The 19,420-nt window shown below is 58.7% G+C and carries 16 protein-coding genes and 1 pseudogene; 11 read left to right on the forward strand and 6 right to left on the reverse strand.

Annotated features, from left to right (window positions below):
• The first annotated feature begins 15 nt into the window (after positions 1 to 15).
• From osmX to clcB, 4 genes are all read left to right on the forward strand, one after another.
• Positions 16 to 915: an osmoprotectant ABC transporter substrate-binding protein OsmX gene (gene osmX / locus V4835_RS13090; RefSeq protein WP_033145383.1), complete on the forward strand. Its 900-nt coding sequence runs from the start codon at positions 16 to 18 to the stop codon at positions 913 to 915.
• A gap of 8 nt (positions 916 to 923) precedes the next feature.
• Complete coding sequence (gene osmW / locus V4835_RS13095) at positions 924 to 1,571, forward strand: osmoprotectant ABC transporter permease OsmW (protein ID WP_006808875.1); 648 nt, start codon at positions 924 to 926, stop codon at positions 1,569 to 1,571.
• Positions 1,571 to 2,719 (forward strand): osmoprotectant ABC transporter ATP-binding protein OsmV, encoded by a 1,149-nt coding sequence (osmV, locus tag V4835_RS13100; protein WP_063143041.1) that lies wholly within the window; start codon positions 1,571 to 1,573, stop codon positions 2,717 to 2,719. The genes osmW and osmV overlap by 1 nt, the downstream gene beginning before the upstream one ends.
• 102 nt (positions 2,720 to 2,821) lie before the next feature.
• Positions 2,822 to 4,132 carry a voltage-gated ClC-type chloride channel ClcB gene (clcB, locus tag V4835_RS13105; RefSeq protein ID WP_331412430.1) on the forward strand — a complete coding sequence of 437 codons (1,311 nt, stop codon included), beginning with the start codon at positions 2,822 to 2,824 and terminating at the stop codon, positions 4,130 to 4,132.
• Here the strand turns inward: clcB and bioD are convergent.
• The 3 genes from bioD to V4835_RS13120 all read right to left on the reverse strand — a co-directional run bounded on the left by bioD (position 4,067) and on the right by V4835_RS13120 (position 7,140).
• Positions 4,067 to 4,762: a dethiobiotin synthase gene (gene bioD, locus V4835_RS13110; protein WP_063143039.1), complete on the reverse strand. Its 696-nt coding sequence runs from the start codon at positions 4,760 to 4,762 to the stop codon at positions 4,067 to 4,069. The two genes, clcB and bioD, sit on opposite strands and share 66 nt — an antisense overlap.
• Positions 4,763 to 4,892: 130 nt before the next feature.
• A complete protein-coding gene (mlc, locus tag V4835_RS13115; RefSeq protein WP_063143038.1) occupies positions 4,893 to 6,113 on the reverse strand; it encodes a sugar metabolism global transcriptional regulator Mlc in 1,221 nt (406 codons plus the stop codon).
• A 94-nt stretch (positions 6,114 to 6,207) separates the two neighbouring features.
• Positions 6,208 to 7,140 (reverse strand): LysR family transcriptional regulator, encoded by a 933-nt coding sequence (locus V4835_RS13120; protein ID WP_331412431.1) that lies wholly within the window; start codon positions 7,138 to 7,140, stop codon positions 6,208 to 6,210.
• Positions 7,141 to 7,261: 121 nt separating this feature from the next.
• On the opposite strand from V4835_RS13120, the gene V4835_RS13125 reads away from it, so the two are divergent.
• Complete coding sequence (locus tag V4835_RS13125; protein WP_331412432.1) at positions 7,262 to 8,515, forward strand: MFS transporter; 1,254 nt, start codon at positions 7,262 to 7,264, stop codon at positions 8,513 to 8,515.
• A 70-nt stretch (positions 8,516 to 8,585) separates the two neighbouring features.
• Here the strand turns inward: V4835_RS13125 and V4835_RS13130 are convergent, their stop codons facing one another.
• The 3 genes from V4835_RS13130 to V4835_RS13135 form a co-directional block, all read right to left on the reverse strand.
• Positions 8,586 to 9,977 carry an APC family permease gene (locus V4835_RS13130; protein ID WP_331412433.1) on the reverse strand — a complete coding sequence of 464 codons (1,392 nt, stop codon included), beginning with the start codon at positions 9,975 to 9,977 and terminating at the stop codon, positions 8,586 to 8,588.
• On the reverse strand, positions 9,967 to 10,161 hold the full coding sequence (locus V4835_RS24405; RefSeq protein ID WP_063143034.1) for a YmjE family protein: 195 nt from the start codon (positions 10,159 to 10,161) through the stop codon (positions 9,967 to 9,969). The genes V4835_RS13130 and V4835_RS24405 overlap by 11 nt, the downstream gene beginning before the upstream one ends.
• Positions 10,162 to 10,333: 172 nt before the next feature.
• On the reverse strand, positions 10,334 to 11,752 hold the full coding sequence (locus tag V4835_RS13135; protein ID WP_063143033.1) for a glutamine synthetase family protein: 1,419 nt from the start codon (positions 11,750 to 11,752) through the stop codon (positions 10,334 to 10,336).
• A 214-nt stretch (positions 11,753 to 11,966) separates the two neighbouring features.
• On the opposite strand from V4835_RS13135, the gene puuD reads away from it, so the two are divergent.
• The 6 genes and pseudogenes from puuD to V4835_RS13165 all read left to right on the forward strand — a co-directional run bounded on the left by puuD (position 11,967) and on the right by V4835_RS13165 (position 19,176).
• Positions 11,967 to 12,731 (forward strand): gamma-glutamyl-gamma-aminobutyrate hydrolase, encoded by a 765-nt coding sequence (gene puuD, locus V4835_RS13140; RefSeq protein ID WP_063143032.1) that lies wholly within the window; start codon positions 11,967 to 11,969, stop codon positions 12,729 to 12,731.
• A 25-nt stretch (positions 12,732 to 12,756) separates the two neighbouring features.
• On the forward strand, positions 12,757 to 13,314 hold the full coding sequence (puuR, locus tag V4835_RS13145) for an HTH-type transcriptional regulator PuuR (RefSeq protein WP_013096835.1): 558 nt from the start codon (positions 12,757 to 12,759) through the stop codon (positions 13,312 to 13,314).
• Positions 13,315 to 13,471: 157 nt separating this feature from the next.
• Entirely contained in the window at positions 13,472 to 14,965 is a 1,494-nt protein-coding gene (gene puuC / locus V4835_RS13150) for an aldehyde dehydrogenase PuuC (RefSeq protein WP_331412434.1), read from the forward strand.
• Complete coding sequence (locus V4835_RS13155) at positions 14,962 to 16,242, forward strand: NAD(P)/FAD-dependent oxidoreductase (protein ID WP_331412435.1); 1,281 nt, start codon at positions 14,962 to 14,964, stop codon at positions 16,240 to 16,242. The genes puuC and V4835_RS13155 overlap by 4 nt, the downstream gene beginning before the upstream one ends.
• 25 nt (positions 16,243 to 16,267) lie before the next feature.
• Positions 16,268 to 17,539: a 4-aminobutyrate transaminase gene (gene puuE, locus V4835_RS13160; RefSeq protein ID WP_331412436.1), complete on the forward strand. Its 1,272-nt coding sequence runs from the start codon at positions 16,268 to 16,270 to the stop codon at positions 17,537 to 17,539.
• 150 nt (positions 17,540 to 17,689) lie between these two features.
• A pseudogene (locus tag V4835_RS13165) lies at positions 17,690 to 19,176 on the forward strand (carboxypeptidase M32).
• Positions 19,177 to 19,420: the final 244 nt, after the last annotated feature.

Below are 19,420 nucleotides of genomic sequence, written 5' to 3' on the forward strand. Positions count from 1 at the left end.
TAACAAGGAGCTTTTATGAGACTGTTTTCCGGCCTGACGGCGCTGTGTGCCGCGGCGCTGTTCACCAGCCAGGCGATGGCGGCCCCGCTGATTCTGGCGACCAAGAGCTTTACAGAGCAGCACATTCTCTCGGCGATGACCGTGCAGTACCTGCAAAAGAAAGGTTTTCAGGTCCAGCCGCAAACCAACATTGCCACGGTGATCTCCCGCAACGCGATGATCAACAAGCAGATTGATATGACCTGGGAGTACACCGGCACGTCGCTGATCATCTTTAACCACATCAACAAGCGCATGTCGCCGCAGGAGTCTTACGAGACGGTGAAACGCCTGGACGCGAAGCACGGTCTGGTCTGGCTCAAACCCGCCGACATGAACAACACCTACGCTTTCGCCATGCAGCGCAAGCGCGCCGAGGCGGAACATATCAACACCATGTCGGAGATGGTGGCGAAGATTGAGCAGGTCCGTAAAACCAATCCGGACAAAAACTGGCTGCTGGGCTTAGACCTGGAGTTTGCCGGGCGCAGCGACGGCATGAAGCCGCTTCAGGCGGCCTACAAGATGGATCTGGATCGCCCGCAAATTCGTCAGATGGACCCCGGTCTGGTCTATAACGCGGTGCGCGACGGCTTCGTTGACGCCGGTCTGATTTACACCACCGACGGGCGCGTGAAAGGCTTCGACCTCAAGGTGCTGGAAGATGATAAAGGCTTCTTCCCGAGCTACGCGGTGACGCCGGTGGTGCGTAAGGACACGCTGGAGGCCAACCCCGGTCTGGAAGAGGCGCTCAACACCCTTTCCGCCCAGCTCAACAACGACGTTATCACCGAGCTGAACAAGAAGGTGGATATCGACCATCAGTCACCGCAGCAGGTCGCCCGCGATTTCCTGCGTAGCAAACAGCTGCTGTAGGAGGTGCTATGGAGACGATTCACTACATTCTGGACAACTGGGATTACCTCTTAACCCTGACGCTGCAGCACCTGTGGCTGGTGGCGCTGGCCGTAGGTTTAGCCATCATCATCGGCGTACCGCTGGGCATTCTGATTGTCCGCCATAAGTGGCTGGCAACGCCGGTGCTGGGGATAGCCACCATCGTGCTGACCATTCCGTCCATCGCCCTGTTTGGCCTGATGATCCCGCTGTTTTCGCTGATCGGTCAGGGTATTGGTGCCCTGCCCGCGATTACGGCGGTGTTTCTCTACTCGCTGCTGCCAATAGTGCGTAACACCCATACGGCGCTCGACAGCCTGCCGCCGGGCCTGCGCGAAGCCGGCCGCGGCATCGGCATGACCTTCTGGCAGCGCCTGCGCTGGGTCGAGATCCCGATGGCGCTGCCGGTGATTTTCGGTGGGATCCGCACCGCCGTGGTGATGAATATCGGCGTGATGGCGATTGCCGCCGTCATCGGCGCAGGCGGCCTGGGCCTGCTGCTGCTCAACGGCATCGGTGGAAGCGATATTCGCATGTTGATTGCGGGCGCGCTGATGATTTGTCTTTTAGCGATTGTGCTCGACTGGCTGCTGCACCGTCTGCAGGTGGTTCTGACTCCAAAGGGGATTCGATAATGATAAAACTGGAAAACCTCACCAAACAATTTTCACAGAAGCACGGCCAGACCTTTAAGGCCGTCGATAACGTCAACCTGAACGTGCCCGAAGGGGAAATGTGTGTCCTGCTCGGCCCGTCCGGCTGCGGGAAGACCACCACCCTGAAGATGATTAACCGCCTCATTACCCCAAGCAGCGGGACGATCCTGATCAACGGTGAAGACACCAGCGGGATGGACACCGTCACCCTGCGCCGCAACATCGGCTACGTGATCCAGCAGATTGGCCTGTTCCCGAACATGACCATCGAAGAGAACATCACCGTCGTGCCGCGCATGCTGGGCTGGGATAAAGCGCGCTGCAAAACCCGCGCCGAAGAGCTGATGGATATGGTCGCGATGGATCCGCATAAGTTCCTGAATCGCTACCCGCGTGAAATGTCCGGCGGCCAGCAGCAGCGTATAGGCGTCATCCGCGCCCTGGCGGCGGATCCTCCGGTACTGCTGATGGATGAACCCTTCGGCGCGGTGGACCCGATCAACCGCGAGGTGATCCAGAACCAGTTCCTGGAGATGCAGCGCAAGCTGAAAAAAACCGTCATGCTGGTGAGCCACGATATCGACGAAGCCCTGAAGCTCGGCGACCGTATAGCGGTGTTCCGTCAGGGGAAAATCGTGCAGTGCGCCAGCCCGGATGAGCTGCTGGCGAAACCGGCGAATGAGTTTGTCGGCTCGTTTGTCGGCCAGGACCGCACCCTGAAGCGCCTGCTGCTGGTCTCGGCGGGCGACGTCACCGACCAGCAGCCGACCATTACGGTGCGGGGCTCTACTCCGCTTCCCGACGCCTTTGCGACCATGGATGATAATGATATTCGCGCGATTACCGTTGTCGACGAGCACGGCAAACCGCTGGGCTTTGTGAAGCGTCGCGAAGCGCGAAACGCCAGCGGTACCTGCGCCGACATCCTGCATCCGTTCCGCATGACCGGCAAAGCGGAAGACAACCTGCGCGTAGTGCTTTCACGTCTGTATGAGAGTAATACCAGCTGGATGCCGATCGTGGATGAGGACGGTCGCTACAACGGCGAGATTTCGCAGGACTATATTGCCGAGTACCTGAGTTCAGGGCGTACGCGCCGGGCGCTGAATATTCATAGCGACAGCTAACCTTTCTGGCCGGGCATCGCCCGGCTTTTTCGCACGCATACCTTTTGCTAACCCCGCTATTTGCCGCCACAATATTGTATCGTCCCCGTTTAATCGCGACTCATGCAACGTCTTCATACGTACCCCGACATCCGCGCGATGTTTCGCCGACTGCTGATTGCCACCGTCACCGGCGTGCTGGCCGCGCTGGCCGTGGCGGTGTTCCGCCACAGCATGTACCTGCTGGAGTGGCTGCTTCTCAGCAACGACAGCGGCAGCCTGGTGAATGCCGCCGCGTCGCTCTCGCCCTGGCGGCGCGCGCTGACGCCAGCGCTGGGTGGGCTGGCCGCCGGGCTGCTGCTATGGGGATGGCAGCGTCTGACGGCGCAGCGGCCTCATGCCCCCACCGATTATATGGAAGCGCTGGAGACCGGTGACGGTCAGTTTGACTACGGCGCCAGCCTTGTGAAATCCCTTGCGTCGCTGCTGGTCGTGGCCAGCGGAAGCGCCATCGGGCGTGAAGGTGCGATGATCCTGCTTGCCGCCCTCGCCGCCTCCTTTTTCGCCCGGCGCTTTACGCCCAAATCCGAATGGAAATTATGGATAGCCTGCGGTGCCGCCGCCGGGATGGCCAGCGCCTACCATGCTCCCCTGGCCGGAAGCCTGTTTATTGCTGAGATTCTGTTTGGCACGCTGATGCTGGCCTCGCTCGGCCCCGTAGTCATTGCGGCGGTGGTGGCGCTTCTTACGACGCAGCTTCTGGCACCGGGTGCCGGTACGCTCTACGCGGTCCATCTGAGCGGCATCCTCACCGCGGCCGATTATGCCCTGCTGGTCGCGATGGGGCTGGTGGCAGGCCTCTGCGGACCGCTGCTGATGTGGCTGATGGCGTTCAGCCACGCTCTTTTCCTGCGCCTCAAGCTTTCGCCGCCGTGGCAATTAGCGCTGGGCGGTGCGATCGTCGGGCTGCTGTCTCTCCTGACGCCGAAGGTATGGGGGAATGGCTACAGCGTGGTTCAGGCTTTTCTGCTCGCGCCGCCGCTGCTGTCGGTGATTGCCGGGGTGTTCATCTGTAAACTGCTGGCGGTACTGGCGAGCAGCGGTTCGGGCGCGCCGGGCGGGGTGTTTACGCCCACGCTGTTTGTCGGTATGGCAACGGGGATGCTGTTCACGCAGCTGTTCGCGCTGTGGCTGCCGGGTTCTGAAACGGCGATTCTGCTGGGTCTGGCGGGGATGGCAACGCTACTTGCCGCGACCACGCATGCGCCCATTATGTCGGCGCTGATGGTCTGTGAAATGACCGGGCAGTATTTTCTACTGCCCGGCCTGCTGGTCGCCTGCGTGGTGGCGTCCGTGTTGTCGCGGACGTTACGCCACGACTCGATCTACGGTCAACACGCCACCGAGGGCAGAGAGATCGATGTACTGCGCTAGCTCGCGCTGCTCGGCGCGAGGCAGATAAGGCAGCTCGCCCACCAGCGGCCCGGGCAGCTTGGTGCTCAGCACGTCGATGATCTCCGCGTAGTGCGCCAGGCCTGGGTTAATGCGGTTTGCCACCCAGCCAACCAGCGGCAGGCCGTCATTGGCAATCGCCTGAGCCGTCAGCAGCGCGTGGTTGATGCACCCTTCCTGGATCCCCACCACCATCACTACCGGAAGCTGCTCCTGCACGACCCATTCAGACAGCGGGCGCAGGTCATTCATCAGGCTGCGCCAGCCGCCCGTCCCTTCAACCACCACGTGGTCAACCTTCTCGCTCAGGTTCGCCAGGCCGTCGGACAGCAGGGGATAATTAATCAGGCCGCTGTGCGCCACGCTGCTCTCGTCTTCGCTTAACGCAATGGGATTGACCGCGTGATAAGGCAGCTCCAGTGACGAGACGCTTTGCAGCACCAGGGCGTCTTTATTACGCAATCCCTCTGGCGTCTCTTTACTGCCTTTTGCGACCGGTTTGTACCCTGCCACGCGTTTACCGCTTGCTGCCAGCGCCTGCAGCAATGCGCGGGATACGACGGTCTTGCCGACAGAGGTATCTGTACCAGTAACAAAGAAACGCTTAAGCATGACTCACTCCACCTCTTGGGTATGCTTCGAAAATATAAACCAGGTAAATAATTCAGTGGAGGAAGTCTACGGGATGCGTGCGCTACCCGGCTTGAGATAGCGCAATTTTTCTTACATCTGCGGAAAAGAGTTAACCCTGTAACAGGCGGATCAACAGCGAGCCGTTATACATGGCATCTTTGACCAGCGCCGCACCTGCCATCGTACCCTTGTTGGAAAACTGGGTGCTTTCTACCGCAATATTTTTGCTGTAGGCGGGAAGCGACTGCTGATGGATACAGGCCGAGATCGCCGGGAAGAGGATCTCTGCCGCCTGGCTCAGCGGCGAGCCAATGAGGATTTTTTGCGGGTTGAAGAGGTTCACCATAATCGCCAGAATGCGGCCAACGTTATTCCCCACCCCGGTAATAATGTCCTTCGCCAGCAGATCGCCCTCGCGCGCGGCGGCGCAGAGAGAGTCCACCGTTAAGGGTTGTCCGTGCAGCGAGGAGCTCATGGACTGGCCGAGCCGGACCTGCGCCAGTTCCAGCACGCTTTCCACGCTGGCAATGGTCTCCAGACAGCCGTGGTTCCCGCAGTAGCAGCGCTTGCCGTACGGGTCGACCTGGGTGTGGCCAATTTCCACCAGGCTGCTGCTTCCGGCGTGGAGAAGACGTCCGTCGGTGATCACGCCCGCCCCGACGTTATGGTCGATGACCACCTGAATCACATCCCTCGCGCCGCGCGACGCGCCAAACAGCGCCTCTGCCATCGTCCAGGCGCTAATGTCATGCTGAATATAGACCGGCACGCCGGTATGATTTTTCAGCACCTCGCCCAGCGGCATCTCTTTGACGTCGTCGTAAAACGGCATGCGGTGAACAATACCGTTTTCGGTATCAATAATCCCCGGCATGGTGATGGCAATCGCCGTTAAGCGTTCGAGCCGCTGCTGATGGCGAATAAAGAAGTGATCGATGTGCGACACAATCGCGTCGAGGAGCGGTTCCTCCGCGTTGAGCGGCAGTTCAAGGCGGTCTTCCACCACCAGCTTGCTGCTCAGGTCGCGCAGCGCGAGGAAGATCTCCCCCCGGCTGATGCGCAGCGACAGGTAGTGCCACGCTTCCGTTTCAACCACCAGCCCGACTGCCGGACGGCCACGGCTGCCCGGCTCCTGAATTTCCGTCTCCTGAACCAGGTGCGCTTCCAGCATCTCGCGGACAATTTTGGTGATACTGGCAGGTGCCAGCTGTGCCAGGCGCGAAAGATCGATACGCGAAACCGGACCAAGCTGATCAATCAGGCGATACACCGCGCCAGCGTTGGTCTGCTTAATCTGATCGATGTGCCCTGGCTGACTATCAGCAACCACCTCGTACTCCCTTATTTTCGAGCTTCGAAATAAACTGTTTGCTATGGTGAAGCACTTCCATGTCCGTCGTCAAATATTTACTTAGCCATGTGATTTACCGCACATTTTTGCCCCCTTTTCCCTGGGAATGCCGTCCGGCAGAGGCGCTAATTAACTGCTGTTTGAAGCGCTGCGCGGCGTGGCTCTGCTCGCGATGTTTCGACCAGACCAGCCACATCTCTGAAACGGCGTCCTCTTCGGCGATGGTCACCCAGCGCATTTCGCGCAACTGTACCCGCTTAAAGGAGGCCGGAAGAATCGACACGCCCAGCCCGGCCGCGACCAGGCCTATAATCGTCATCGCTTCCCCCACCTCCTGGGTAATGACCGGGGCAAGATCGTAGCGGCGCATCAGTCCCAGGATATCGTCATACAGACCCGTCCCGACCTGGGGGTCAAAAAAAACAAACGGCTCTTTTGCCAGCTCTGCCAGCGAGACCGCCGGACGCGACGCCAGCGGGTGATCGTGTGGGATCATCGCCATCAGCGGCTCGCGCAGGATCACCTCCCACGCCAGCGTGTCCGGCAGCTGGGTGTTACGCATCAGCCCCAGATCCAGCGAACCTTCATTCAGCGGCGCAATCTGCTCGCGGGTGTTGATTTCGCGCGTCTGAATATGAACATCCGGAAAGTGACGACGGAATGACGAAAGGGTCTCCGAGACGGCGCTGATAAACGGCGCGGACGAGGTGAACCCGATTCGCAGCTCTCCCGCTTCCCCGAGATAGAGCCGTTCTGCCCGAGCGGCGGCGTCATCGACCATGCTCAGAATTTGTCGGCTGTCGATCAGGAACTGCCTACCCGCCGCCGTCAGGCTCACGCTGCGGTTGGTGCGGGCCAGAAGGCGCGCCCCGACCTGCTGTTCCAGGATCTGAATCTGCTGGCTTAACGGTGGCTGAGAGATATTCAGCCGTGCCGCCGCGCGGCCAAAATGCAGCTCCTCGGCGACGGCGACAAAGTAGCGAAGATGACGCAGCTCGATATTCATATTTTTAAAGTATCATTTGAGATTATTAATATATTAGACAGAATATTTACATTTTCCTACCCTGAACACGTGGTCATACCCGTCACCAGAAATCACGGGGATGTTTAAGCAAGGAAACTGTGTGAGTCGTACAACTACTATTGATATCGATCCGGCAAGCGATATCAATGATTTACCCGCAGCACCGCAGCCGGTCCAGTTTATTAAACGTGGTACCCCCCAATTTATGCGCGTCACGCTGGCGCTCTTTTCCGCCGGTCTGGCGACCTTCGCCCTGCTCTATTGCGTTCAGCCGATCCTGCCCGTTCTCTCTCATGAGTTTGGCGTATCGCCTGCCAGCAGCAGTATTTCACTTTCAATTTCAACCGGGATGCTGGCGATTGGCCTGCTCTTTACCGGCCCGCTCTCGGATGCCATAGGCCGTAAACAGGTGATGGTGACCGCGCTGATGCTGGCATCGGTCTGCACCTTGCTCTCGACGATGATGACCAGCTGGCACGGCATTCTGGTGATGCGCGCGCTGATTGGGCTCTCTCTCAGCGGCGTGGCGGCGGTCGGGATGACCTACCTCAGCGAGGAGATCCACCCGAGCTTTGTTGCTTTTTCTATGGGGCTTTACATCAGCGGGAACTCGATTGGCGGAATGAGCGGACGCCTGCTGAGCGGGGTGTTTACCGACTTCTTTAGCTGGCGTATTGCGCTGGCGGTCATCGGGTGTTTTGCGCTGGCATCAGCCCTGATGTTCTGGAAAATTCTGCCGGAATCGCGCCATTTCCGCCCGACCTCCCTGCGCCCAAAAACGCTGTTTATCAACTTCCGCCTGCACTGGCGTGACAAAGGGCTGCCGCGCCTGTTTCTGGTCGGCTTCCTGCTGATGGGCTCGTTCGTCACGCTGTTTAACTATATTGGCTACCGCCTGATGCTCTCGCCGTGGCATCTGAGTCAGGCTATCGTCGGTTTACTCTCGGTTGCTTATTTGACCGGAACGTGGAGTTCACCGAAGGCCGGGGCGATGACCGCACGCTATGGGCGCGGCCCGGTGATGCTGTTCTTCACGGCGGTGATGCTGGTCGGCCTGCTGCTGACGCTCTTCTCCTCCCTGTGGCTTATTTTTGCCGGCATGCTGCTCTTCTCCGCGGGGTTCTTCGCGGCTCACTCGGTCGCCAGCAGCTGGATTGGCCCGCGCGCGCGTCGCGCCAAAGGCCAGGCATCGTCGCTGTATCTGTTTAGCTATTACCTGGGTTCCAGCATCGCCGGGACCCTCGGCGGCGTGTTCTGGCATAGCTACGGCTGGAACGGTGTGGGCGGGTTTATCGCGCTGATGCTGTGCGCGGCGCTGCTGGTGGGAGCAAGTCTTCATAAACGTCTGAGATAATAAGGGACTGATCTCCGGTAAGACGAACGATCCCGATAAACGGCACCAGCGGACTGGTGCCGTTTCACGTTCAGGAATCCCAGGCCTGCTCTATCTTAGCGGCTTCAAACTGCGGAGGCGGCTTTCGGAAACGGCGCGTTAGCCATGTCAGGTAAAGGATCCCCAGTGCCGCCCAGATAAGGCCAAGGGTCAGGGACGTTGCTTCGAGGTTTATCCACAGCACGCCGACCGTTACGGCACCAATGAGCGGCAGCAGGAGATAGTGGAACCGATCTTTCCACGTTTTGTTCAGCCCCTTACGCCGCCAGAAATGGTTGTACACCGAGAGATTAACAAACGTAAACGCCACCAGCGCGCCAAAGTTGATCAGCGCCGTCGCGGTCACGAGGTCAAAGTACAGGGCCGACAGCGCCACTATCCCTACCATAATGACGTTCAGGGCCGGAGTACGCCATTTCGGATGCACGTAGCCAAACACCCGCTCCGGAAAGACGTTGTCACGCCCCATCACATACAGCAAGCGTGAGACGCTGGCGTGCGAGGCCAGTCCTGAAGCGAGCGTATTCACAAACGTTGTACACAGAAATACCGACTGGAAGAGCTTGCCGCCTACGTACAGCGCAATTTCCGGCAGCGCGGCGTCCGGGTTCTTGAAGCGCGCGATTGACGGGAAAAAGAGCTGCATGAAAAACGAGGCAACAATGAATATCAGCCCGCCATACAGTGCGGTCAGGAAAATGGCTTTGGGAATCACCCGCGCCGCGTTTGGCGTCTCTTCCGACAGCGTGGTGACCGCGTCAAAGCCGAGGAAAGAGAAGCAGACGATAGTCGCGCCGGTAATAATAGGGATCAGGTGTGCGTTCTCGCTGATAAACGGCTGGAGCGACCAGACGGTGCCGACACCCTCACCCTTGTGGAGACCATGCACCACGAGAATGATAAACACCACCATGATGGCGACCTGCACCAGCACAAACAGGGTGTTAAAGTTGGCGACCAAATTAACGCTCTTCAGGTTCGCCAGCGTCAGGATCGTCACAAACCCTACCACCCAGACCCACGGCGGAACTTCGGGGAACAGCGCGGAAAGGTAGATCTTCGCCAGCAGCACGTTGATCATCGGCAGGAAGAGATAGTCCAGCAGCGATGACCAGCCGACCATGAAACCCAGGTGGGGTCCGATCGATTTCTGCGTGTAGGTGAACGCAGAGCCCGCTTCCGGGAACTGTCGCACCAGCTTGCCGTAGCTGATGGCGGTAAACATGACGCCAGCCAGCGCCAGGAGATACGAGGCGGGCACGTGGCCATTGCTGATACCAGACACAATGCCGAAGGTATCAAACACGGTCATGGGGGTGAGGTAAGCCAGCCCCATCATGACCACCTGCCAGAGCTTGAGGGAGCTGCGCAGCCGGGTTTTTCCGGCCATGCCCGGCGAGTCAAGAGACGTGTTAGTCGCCATAAACCGTCCCCCCCATGCTTACCGTGGTTTGCAATCGCGTTGACCTTAACGCAAACCTGCTTAGCAAAGGGGGAAATTGTAAAGAACAAACGCGATCGTACCAGCGCACCGTCTCTGGCTCGCACTCACAGCAGGAGCCTGACTGGCCCCCTTCGCCCTGCGGATAGTTGAACATCTGCATCATTTCCTACCTCGTCACACAGTGTCGTTAAGAAAATCCCTGTGCCGCCTGCGCTCCATAACGCGACTCCCGGGAGATAGCTGGCGTGCCAGCGAACAGTTCGGCCAGGCTCCGCGCAGGCCGTTTGGTGATACGTATGCGATGAAACAAAGCGGCCCCTTACCGGGGCACGTCATCAGGCGTTTTTCAGCATCCACTCAATTTCAGTTTCGGTAATCAGGCGTTCAAACTGCAGCAACTCATCATTTTTGCAGGCGTGATAGACGTGGCAGAAACGTTCGCCCAGCCGCTCTCGAAGATTATCGTTTTGCATAAATTCCCACAGCGCATCGCTCTGACGGATCGGGAACGGCAGCCCGTCCTGCTCCAGGCCATTGCCTTCAACTTCTTCCTGCAGGGGTAAATCGTTATCCAGCCCGTGTAAAATGCCGGCAAAAATCGCCGCCATCACCAGATACGGGTTCGCGTCTGCTCCCGCCACCCTGTACTCGACCCGGTGGTTATGGCGATCGCCGCAGGGGATACGCAGGGCAACCGTGCGATTGTTGTGTCCCCATGACGCCTGCGTCGGTACGTACATTCCCGGCTGGAAACGGCGGTAGGAGTTGACGTTCGGTGCCAGCAGCGCCATGGACGCCGGCATCAGATCGATCATCCCGGCCAGCGCGCGCTTCAGCAGCGCGGAATCCTCGCCGCTGGCGTCTGCGAGCACGTTTTCGCCTCTGTTGTTTTGCATGCTGATATGGATATGCATCCCGCTCCCTGCATGCTCTTCATACGGCTTTGCCATAAACGTGGCGTGCATCTTATGTTTTTCCGCCATCTGCCTGACGAGACGTTTTAGCGCCAGCGCATCATCGCAGGCATCAAGCACGTTTTCCGTATGGTGCAGGTTAATCTCAAACTGGCCCGGAGAGGCCTCGGCCACTGCTCCGTCGGCGGGGATCAGCTGCAGCTGCGCCAGCTCGTCAATGTCATTCAGCACGTCAGCAAAGTGGTTCAGGTTATCAACCGAGTAGACCTGACTCTGCGTGTTACGCACGTCGGTGCCCGGCGCGCAGGGTGGCTGCAGATAGCCTTCGGCATCGCGTTTGCGGTCAAGTAAATAGAACTCCAGCTCTACCGCTACCACGGGGAACAGACCGCGCTGGCGCAGCTGCTGCCAGAGTCGGTTGAGTACGTTCCGCGGCTCAACGTCAAAGGGAGCGCCATCTTCATCGACCATGGTGAGCTGCACCTGACCAATGTATTCCGGGTCGGCGGCGGACGGCGTCAGGGTGCCCGGCACCGGCACGCAGATACAGTCCGGCTCGCCGAGCTCCTGCCCCAGGCCCGCCTCTTCCACTACGTTACCCAAAATGTCCATGGCGAAAACCGATGCCGGGAAATAGCAGCCTTTTTCAAGTTTGCTCAGTCCGGCAACCGGGATGCGTTTGCCGCGAAAACAGCCGTTCAGGTCGGTCAGGAGGACGTCAATAAACTGGGTGTCAGGATACTTTTCTAAATAGCGCTTCACTTCCTGCGTAAAGGCGCTGCCCCGCCTCTCATCCGTGTGCTGCACAAAGTTCTCAACTTCTACGATATTGGTTTCCATGATTTACCACCGTTTTTGGGTTTTGCGTTCGCTGCTCAGGACTGTCAAATATAATGTCCACTCTATCGAATCTGTATGCAAACAAATTGTTTGTCAAATGTTAAATTAAGTTTGCAAAAGGCAGATCCCGTTGCTAGATTGAGAAAATATTGAACGAAAAGGCCGTTTCAGAGGCGATAATGGCCTAAATTTAGTCCACTTTGTGAGGGCGATCATGGAAAATATAATGAACAAGCCAGTTATTGGCGTGGTGATGTGCAGAAACAGGCTTAAGGGTCATGAGACCCAAACCCTGCAAGAAAAATACCTGAATGCCGTTATTAACGCGGGGGGCTTACCTATTGCCTTACCGCATGCGCTGGCAGAGCCAGAGCTAATGACCGCTCTGCTGCCAACCCTGGACGGAATTTACCTGCCGGGCAGCCCAAGTAACGTGCAGCCGCACCTGTATGGTGAAAACGGCGATGAGCCTAACGCCGATCCCGGGCGAGATCTTCTGAGTATGGCGCTGATTGCCGCCGCGCTCGAAAGGCGCATCCCCATTTTCGCCATCTGCCGGGGGCTGCAGGAACTGGTTGTTGCGACGGGAGGAACGCTGTATCGCCGCCTGTTCGAGCAGAACGATCTGCTTGAACACCGGGAGGATGCTGAACTGCCGGTTGAGCTACAATACGCCCCGTCTCATGAAGTTCAGGTTCAGGAGGGAGGACTGCTGTCTCAATTAATACCAGGCTGTAACAAATTTTGGGTAAACTCGTTACACGGGCAAGGTGCACGAACGTTAGGACCACGGCTTCGCGTGGAGGCCCGCTCGACGGACGGGCTGGTCGAAGCGGTTAGCGTTCATGACCACCCTTTTGCCCTCGGCGTGCAATGGCACCCCGAATGGAACAGCAGCGAGTACGCCCTGTCACGCATGTTGTTTGAAGGTTTTATCACCGCCTGTCAAAGCCACGTTGCCGAGAAGCAACGGCTTTGACCACTATCGTAAAGGAAATGCAACTATGAGCGATGACGGACTGGCGCCAGGGAAACGTCTGTCAGAGATCCGCCAGCAGCTGGGTCTCTCGCAGCGGCGTGCCGCCGAACTGTCTGGGTTAACACACAGTGCCATCAGCACCATTGAGCAGGATAAAGTCAGTCCTGCCATCAGTACGCTGCAAAAGCTGCTGAAAGTTTATGGGCTGTCGCTCTCGGAATTCTTTTCGGAACCGGAAAAACCTGATGAACCGCAGGTGGTTATTAATCAGGAAGACCTTATCGAAATAGGCAGTCAGGGTGTTTCGATGAAGCTGGTTCATAACGGAAATCCGAACCGTACGCTGGCGATGATTTTTGAAACTTACCAGCCTGGAACCACGACCGGAGAGAGGATCAAACATCAGGGTGAGGAGATCGGTACGATACTGGAAGGTGAAATAGTGCTGACCATTAATGGCCAGCCTTATCACCTGGTTGCGGGGCAGAGCTATGCCATCAATACCGGCATACCGCACAGCTTCAGCAACACCTCGGCAGGCATCTGCCGCATTATCAGTGCCCACACCCCCACCACGTTCTAATTACCACTTGGTCCCGGCGTAAGCGCGCTTACGCCGGGACAAATAAAAACGATTAATGTCGGCATTCAACGGGTTAATTCCCGGGATGCCCCACGGCTTCGTATTGCCTGAAACGGCCATGCCTTTATTTATCTGATTGCGAAAGAAAGGAGTGAATATGCATTTTCAGCACCTGACTTACTGGCAGGATAAAGCAAAAAACAGCGCTATTGAGACCCGGCTATTTATTAACGGTGCCTATTGTGACGCCGCCGATAATGCCACGTTTGAAACCGTCAATCCCGCTACCCAAAAGACGCTGGCGAACGTGGCCCGGGGCAAGCAGGCGGACGTGGACCGTGCGGTTCATGCCGCGCGTGAGGTATTTGAACGCGGTGACTGGTCGCAGGCGTCTCCGGCTCAGCGTAAGGCCGTGCTAAATAAGCTCGCCGATTTGATGGAACGCCACGGCGAAGAGCTGGCCTTACTGGAAACGCAGGACACCGGTAAACCCATTCGCCACAGCCTGCGCGACGATATTCCCGGCGCTGCTCGCGCCATTCGCTGGTACGCCGAAGCGGCGGATAAAGTCTACGGCGAAGTGGCGCCTACGGGTCCGGGCGAGTTGGCGATGATCGTGCGCGAGCCGATCGGGGTTGTCGCTGCCATCGTCCCCTGGAACTTCCCGCTGCTGCTGGCCTGCTGGAAGCTGGGTCCGGCGCTGATCGCGGGCAACAGCGTGGTACTGAAACCGTCGGAGAAATCGCCGCTCTCCGCCCTGCGGCTGGCCGGGCTGGCGAAAGAGGCGGGCCTGCCGGACGGCGTGCTGAATGTGATAAGCGGTTACGGCCACGAAGCGGGCCAGGCGCTGGCACTGCATCCGGAGGTCGAGGTGCTGACGTTTACCGGCTCTACCCGTACCGGCAAGCAGCTGTTGAAGGACGCGGGTGAAAGCAACATGAAGCGCGTCTGGCTCGAGGCAGGCGGCAAGAGCGCCAACATTATCTTTGCCGACTGTCCGGACCTGGACAAGGCCGTGAGCGCAACCGCCGCCGGGATTTTTTATAACCAGGGGCAAGTCTGCATCGCCGGTACCCGCCTGCTGCTCGAAGAGAGCATCGCCGATGACTTCCTGGCAAGGCTGAAAGCGCAGGCCCGTCACTGGCAGCCGGGCGATCCGCTCGACCCCGACAGCACGATGGGAATGCTCATCGACGCTGCGCACGCCGATACCGTCCACACGTTTATTCGCGAGGGAACCCAAAAAGGTACGCTGCTGCTGGACGGGCGGGAACAATCATGGCCTTCCGCAGTAGGTCCAACCATTTTTGTCGACATCGACCCTGCCTCCCCGCTGTGCCGGGAAGAGATTTTCGGGCCGGTGCTGGTCGTCACCCGTTTTAAAACCGAAGAGGAAGCCTTAACGCTGGCCAACGACAGTGAATATGGGCTTGGCGCGGCGGTATGGACCCGCGATCTCTCCCGCGCGCACCGCATGAGCCGCCGCCTGAAGGCAGGCTCGGTCTTCGTCAATAACTATAACGACGGTGATATGACAGTACCCTTTGGCGGCTATAAGCAGAGCGGCAACGGTCGCGATAAGTCCCTGCACGCGCTGGAAAAATTTACCGAACTGAAAACCATCTGGATTGCCCTGGAGCCTCAATCATGACCGAACATACCACCAGCTACTACGCGGCCAGCGCGAACGCTTACGAACCTTTCCCGACGCTTAACGAGTCGATCAGCTGCGACGTGTGCGTGGTAGGCGGCGGCTATACTGGCCTCTCCTCCGCGCTGCATCTCGCCGAAATGGGCTACGACGTGGTGCTCCTTGAAGGGGCGCGCATCGGCTTCGGCGCCAGCGGACGTAACGGCGGCCAACTGGTTAACTCCTACAGCCGCGATATCGACGTGATTGAGAAAAACTACGGCCCTGATGCCGCCAGAGTCCTCGGAAGCATGATGTTTGAAGGCGGGGAAATCATCCGGGAGCGTATCAAGCGCTATCAGATCCAGTGCGACTATCGTCCCGGCGGGCTGTTTGTGGCGCTAAACGATAAGCAGCTCGAGACGCTGGAGGAGCAAAAAGCCAACTGGGAACGCTACGGCAACACGCAGTTGGAACTGCTGGACGCCAGCGCCATCCGCCGGGAAGTCGATAGCGAGCGCTATACCGGCGCGCTGCTGGACCGCAGCGGGGGGCACATTCATCCGCTGAACCTGGCGATCGGCGAAGCGGACGCCATTCGCCTGAACGGCGGGCGGGTATATGAACAGTCCCCGGTGACCGCCATTCAGCACACCAGCCCGGCCGTGGTGAGCACGCAGCATGGCCAGGTGACGGCCCGCTACGTGATCGTCGCCGGGAATGCCTATCTGGGCGACAAGATAGAACCGGAACTGGCAAAACGCAGCATGCCCTGCGGCACCCAGGTGGTGACCACCGCCCCGCTGCCGGAAGAGGTCGTCCGCACGCTGATCCCTAATAACTACTGCGTGGAAGATTGCAACTACCTGCTGGATTACTACCGTCTCACCGCCGACAACCGCCTGCTGTACGGCGGTGGCGTCGTCTATGGCGCGCGCGATCCGGACGATGTCGAGCGCATGGTGATGCCAAAGCTGCTGAAAACCTTCCCTCAGCTGGCAGGCGTCAAAATCGACTACCGCTGGACGGGCAACTTCCTGCTGACCCTGTCACGCATGCCGCAGTTTGGTCGTCTGGATAAAAACATCTATTACATGCAGGGCTACAGCGGCCACGGCGTGACCTGCACCCACCTGGCCGGACGGCTGATCTCGGAACTGTTGCGCGGTGACGCTGAGCGCTTTGATGCGTTTGCCAAACTCCCGCACTACCCCTTCCCGGGCGGTCGCAGCCTGCGGATCCCATTCACGGCGATGGGCGCGGCGTATTACAGCCTGCGCGATCGTCTTGGCGTATGATCGTTTCGACAAAAAGGTATCTGACATGAGTAACCAGGAATTTCATCAGCGCAGACTTTCTGCCACCCCGCGCGGCGTAGGCGTAATGTGTGATTTCTTTGCCCGCACGGCGGAGAATGCCACGCTTACCGACGTGGAAGGCAACGACTATATCGATTTCGCCGCCGGGATCGCGGTACTGAATACCGGCCATCGTCATCCTGAACTGGTGGCCGCAGTGGAAAAACAGCTTCACCAGTTCACCCACACGGCCTACCAGATTGTGCCGTATGAAAGCTACGTTTCATTAGCCGAAAAACTTAACGAGCTGGCCCCGGTGCAGAGCCCGGCCAAAACGGCGTTCTTCACTACGGGCGCGGAAGCAGTGGAAAATGCCATTAAAATCGCCCGGGCCCACACCGGCAGACCGGGCGTGATTGCCTTCGGGGGAGGCTTTCACGGCCGAACCTATATGACCATGGCGTTAACCGGCAAGGTCGCGCCTTATAAGCTGGGATTTGGCCCCTTCCCGGGGTCCGTTTATCACGTGCCGTATCCCTCCGAGCTGCACGGCATAACGACCCAGGATGCCATCACGGCGATAGAACGCCTGTTCAAAGCAGATATTGAGGCGAAACAGGTGGCGGCGATTATTTTTGAACCCATTCAGGGTGAAGGCGGATTCAACGTCGCCCCGCCTGAGCTGGTGGCCGCCATCCGCCGTATCTGCGACGAGCACGGGATCGTGATGATTGCAGACGAAGTGCAGAGCGGCTTCGCCCGGACGGGTAAACTGTTTGCCATGGAACACTACGCGGACAAGCCCGACCTGATGACGATGGCTAAAAGCCTGGCAGGCGGAATGCCGCTGTCCGGCGTGGTAGGCCACGCCGGGATCATGGACGCGCCGGCTCCCGGCGGTCTGGGGGGGACCTATGCAGGCAACCCGCTGGCGGTGGCCGCCGCGCACGCGGTGCTGAATATTATCGACAGCGAGTCACTGTGCGCGCGCGCCCGTCATCTGGGCGATCGACTGAAAGCCACGCTGGAGGAGATTCAGGGCGGTTTTCCTGCGCTCGTGGCGATAAGGGGAAGAGGATCGATGATTGCGGCGGAGTTTTTTGATCCCGAGAGCCGTGAACCGTCGGCCGCCATCGCGCAGGCGATCCAGCAAAAGGCGCTCTCCCAGGGCCTGCTGCTGTTGATTTGCGGCCAGTACGGCAACGTGATCCGCTTCCTTTATCCGCTGACCATTCCGGATGCCCAGTTCACCCAGGCGCTGGCGATCCTGCAACAGGTTATGCGTGATAAGGCCTAAGTGCCCACCGAAAACCGTCTCCCTGAATTCCGGCGACGGTTTCAACGGAGGAGATCTGGATTGATTTCCTCCGTGTGGGAAATGTTGGGGAATTTGGTCTGTTTCATTGTATGCTCCCTGAAACACATCCCTGGCAAGAGGAAATAAGAATTGCAAAAAACATCCGCCTATCAGTCACTTGTGAAAATCTTCCAGCGCCTCTCCCGCTTCTCGCACCTCTCCTCCATCGCCAGCTGGGACATGTTCACCATGATGCCGCCCGGCGGCAGCGCCGCGCGCGGCGAGGCGCTGGCGGAGATGAGCGTCCTGCAGCACCAGATCCTGACCGATAAAAAGTCGGCGACCTGTTAGCGGCGGCGGCAGGTGAAGATCTGAATGACGTCGAACAGGCCAACCTGCGCGAAATGACGCGCCACTACCAGCAGGCCACCCTGCTGCCGGAATCGCTGGTGGAAGCCAAATCCCTCGCGGGCAGCAGGTGTGAACACGCCTGGCGCACGCAGCGCCCAGCCAACGACTGGCAGGGTTTTTCCGCCAACCTGAAAGAGGTGGTCAAACTCAGCCGCGAAGAGGCTCGCCTGCGGGCCGAAGCCAAAGGCTGTACGCCGTACGACGCGCTGCTGGATATTTTTGAGCCCGACATGACCAGCGCGCGTCTGGACGTTCTGTTCGGCGATATGAAGTCCTGGCTACCGGACCTGCTGGCAAACGTGGTGGAAAAACAGGCTCAACGGTCGTTTATTCCCCCGCAGGGCCCCTTCCCGACGGCAACCCAGCGCGAGCTGGGCCTGGAAGCCATGAAGATGCTCGGCTTCGATTTTAACGGCGGCCGCCTGGACGTGAGCGCGCACCCGTTCTGCGGCGGCGTCCCGGAGGACGTGCGCATCACCACGCGCTATGACGAGGATGAACTGCTCAGCGCGCTGTTTGGCGTGATCCACGAAACCGGACACGCCCGCTACGAACAAAACCTGCCGCGCGCGTGGGCAGGACAGCCGATTGCCCTGGCGCGTTCAACAGCAATCCATGAATCACAGAGCCTGTTCTTTGAAATGCAGCTGGGACGCAGTGAAGCCTTCCTCAAGCATCTTCTCCCTGCGGTGCATGCCCGCTTTGGCAGCCAGGCGGCGTTCAGCGAAGAGAACTTTATTGCCTGGAACCAGCGCGTGAAGCCTGGCTATATCCGCGTCGATGCGGACGAAGTGAGCTACCCGGCACACGTGGTGCTGCGCTATGAGATTGAGCGTGCGCTGATCAACGGCGAGATAGAGGTGGACGATATTCCTGCCCTGTGGGATGAGAAAATGCAGGCCTGGCTCGGGTTATCCACCAAAGACAACTACCGCAACGGCTGTATGCAGGATATCCACTGGACCGACGGCGGTTTTGGTTACTTCCCGTCCTATACGCTTGGCGCTATGTATGCCGCGCAGCTGTTCCATGCCGCAAGCACCGCACTTCCGGGTCTGCAGGCCTCCATCGCCGAGGGCGATTTTTCCGCACTCTTTGAGTGGCTGCGTCAGAACATCTGGCAGCACGGTAGCCGCTTCAGCACGTCGCAATTAATCACCCAGGCGACGGGCGAGGATCTGAATATCCGTTACTTCCGCGAACATCTGATCTCGCGCTATTTGTAATTTGTTTTGCCGGGGTTGAGGTACCTCCAGTGAATTTTTTAAGCAGAAGCGATACAGATTTTCGAAGCGTAATGATTGACTCGCAGCGATGCCCTGGTCCGGCTGTAAATCGCTGAGGCGTTTGCCTTCCGGCCGGGGCGAGGCGCATGGATGCGCCGAGAGGGCGGGCTTTACAGGGACGTTACCTCCGCCCGTCCCTGATAAGCCGGAAGGAATTAGCCGAAGGTACCGCGCAGCGGTGATT

Origin of the sequence: Enterobacter cloacae complex sp. CARB60 (genome assembly GCF_036487345.1) — a bacterium.
GTDB classification, from domain to species: domain Bacteria; phylum Pseudomonadota; class Gammaproteobacteria; order Enterobacterales; family Enterobacteriaceae; genus Enterobacter; species Enterobacter asburiae_D.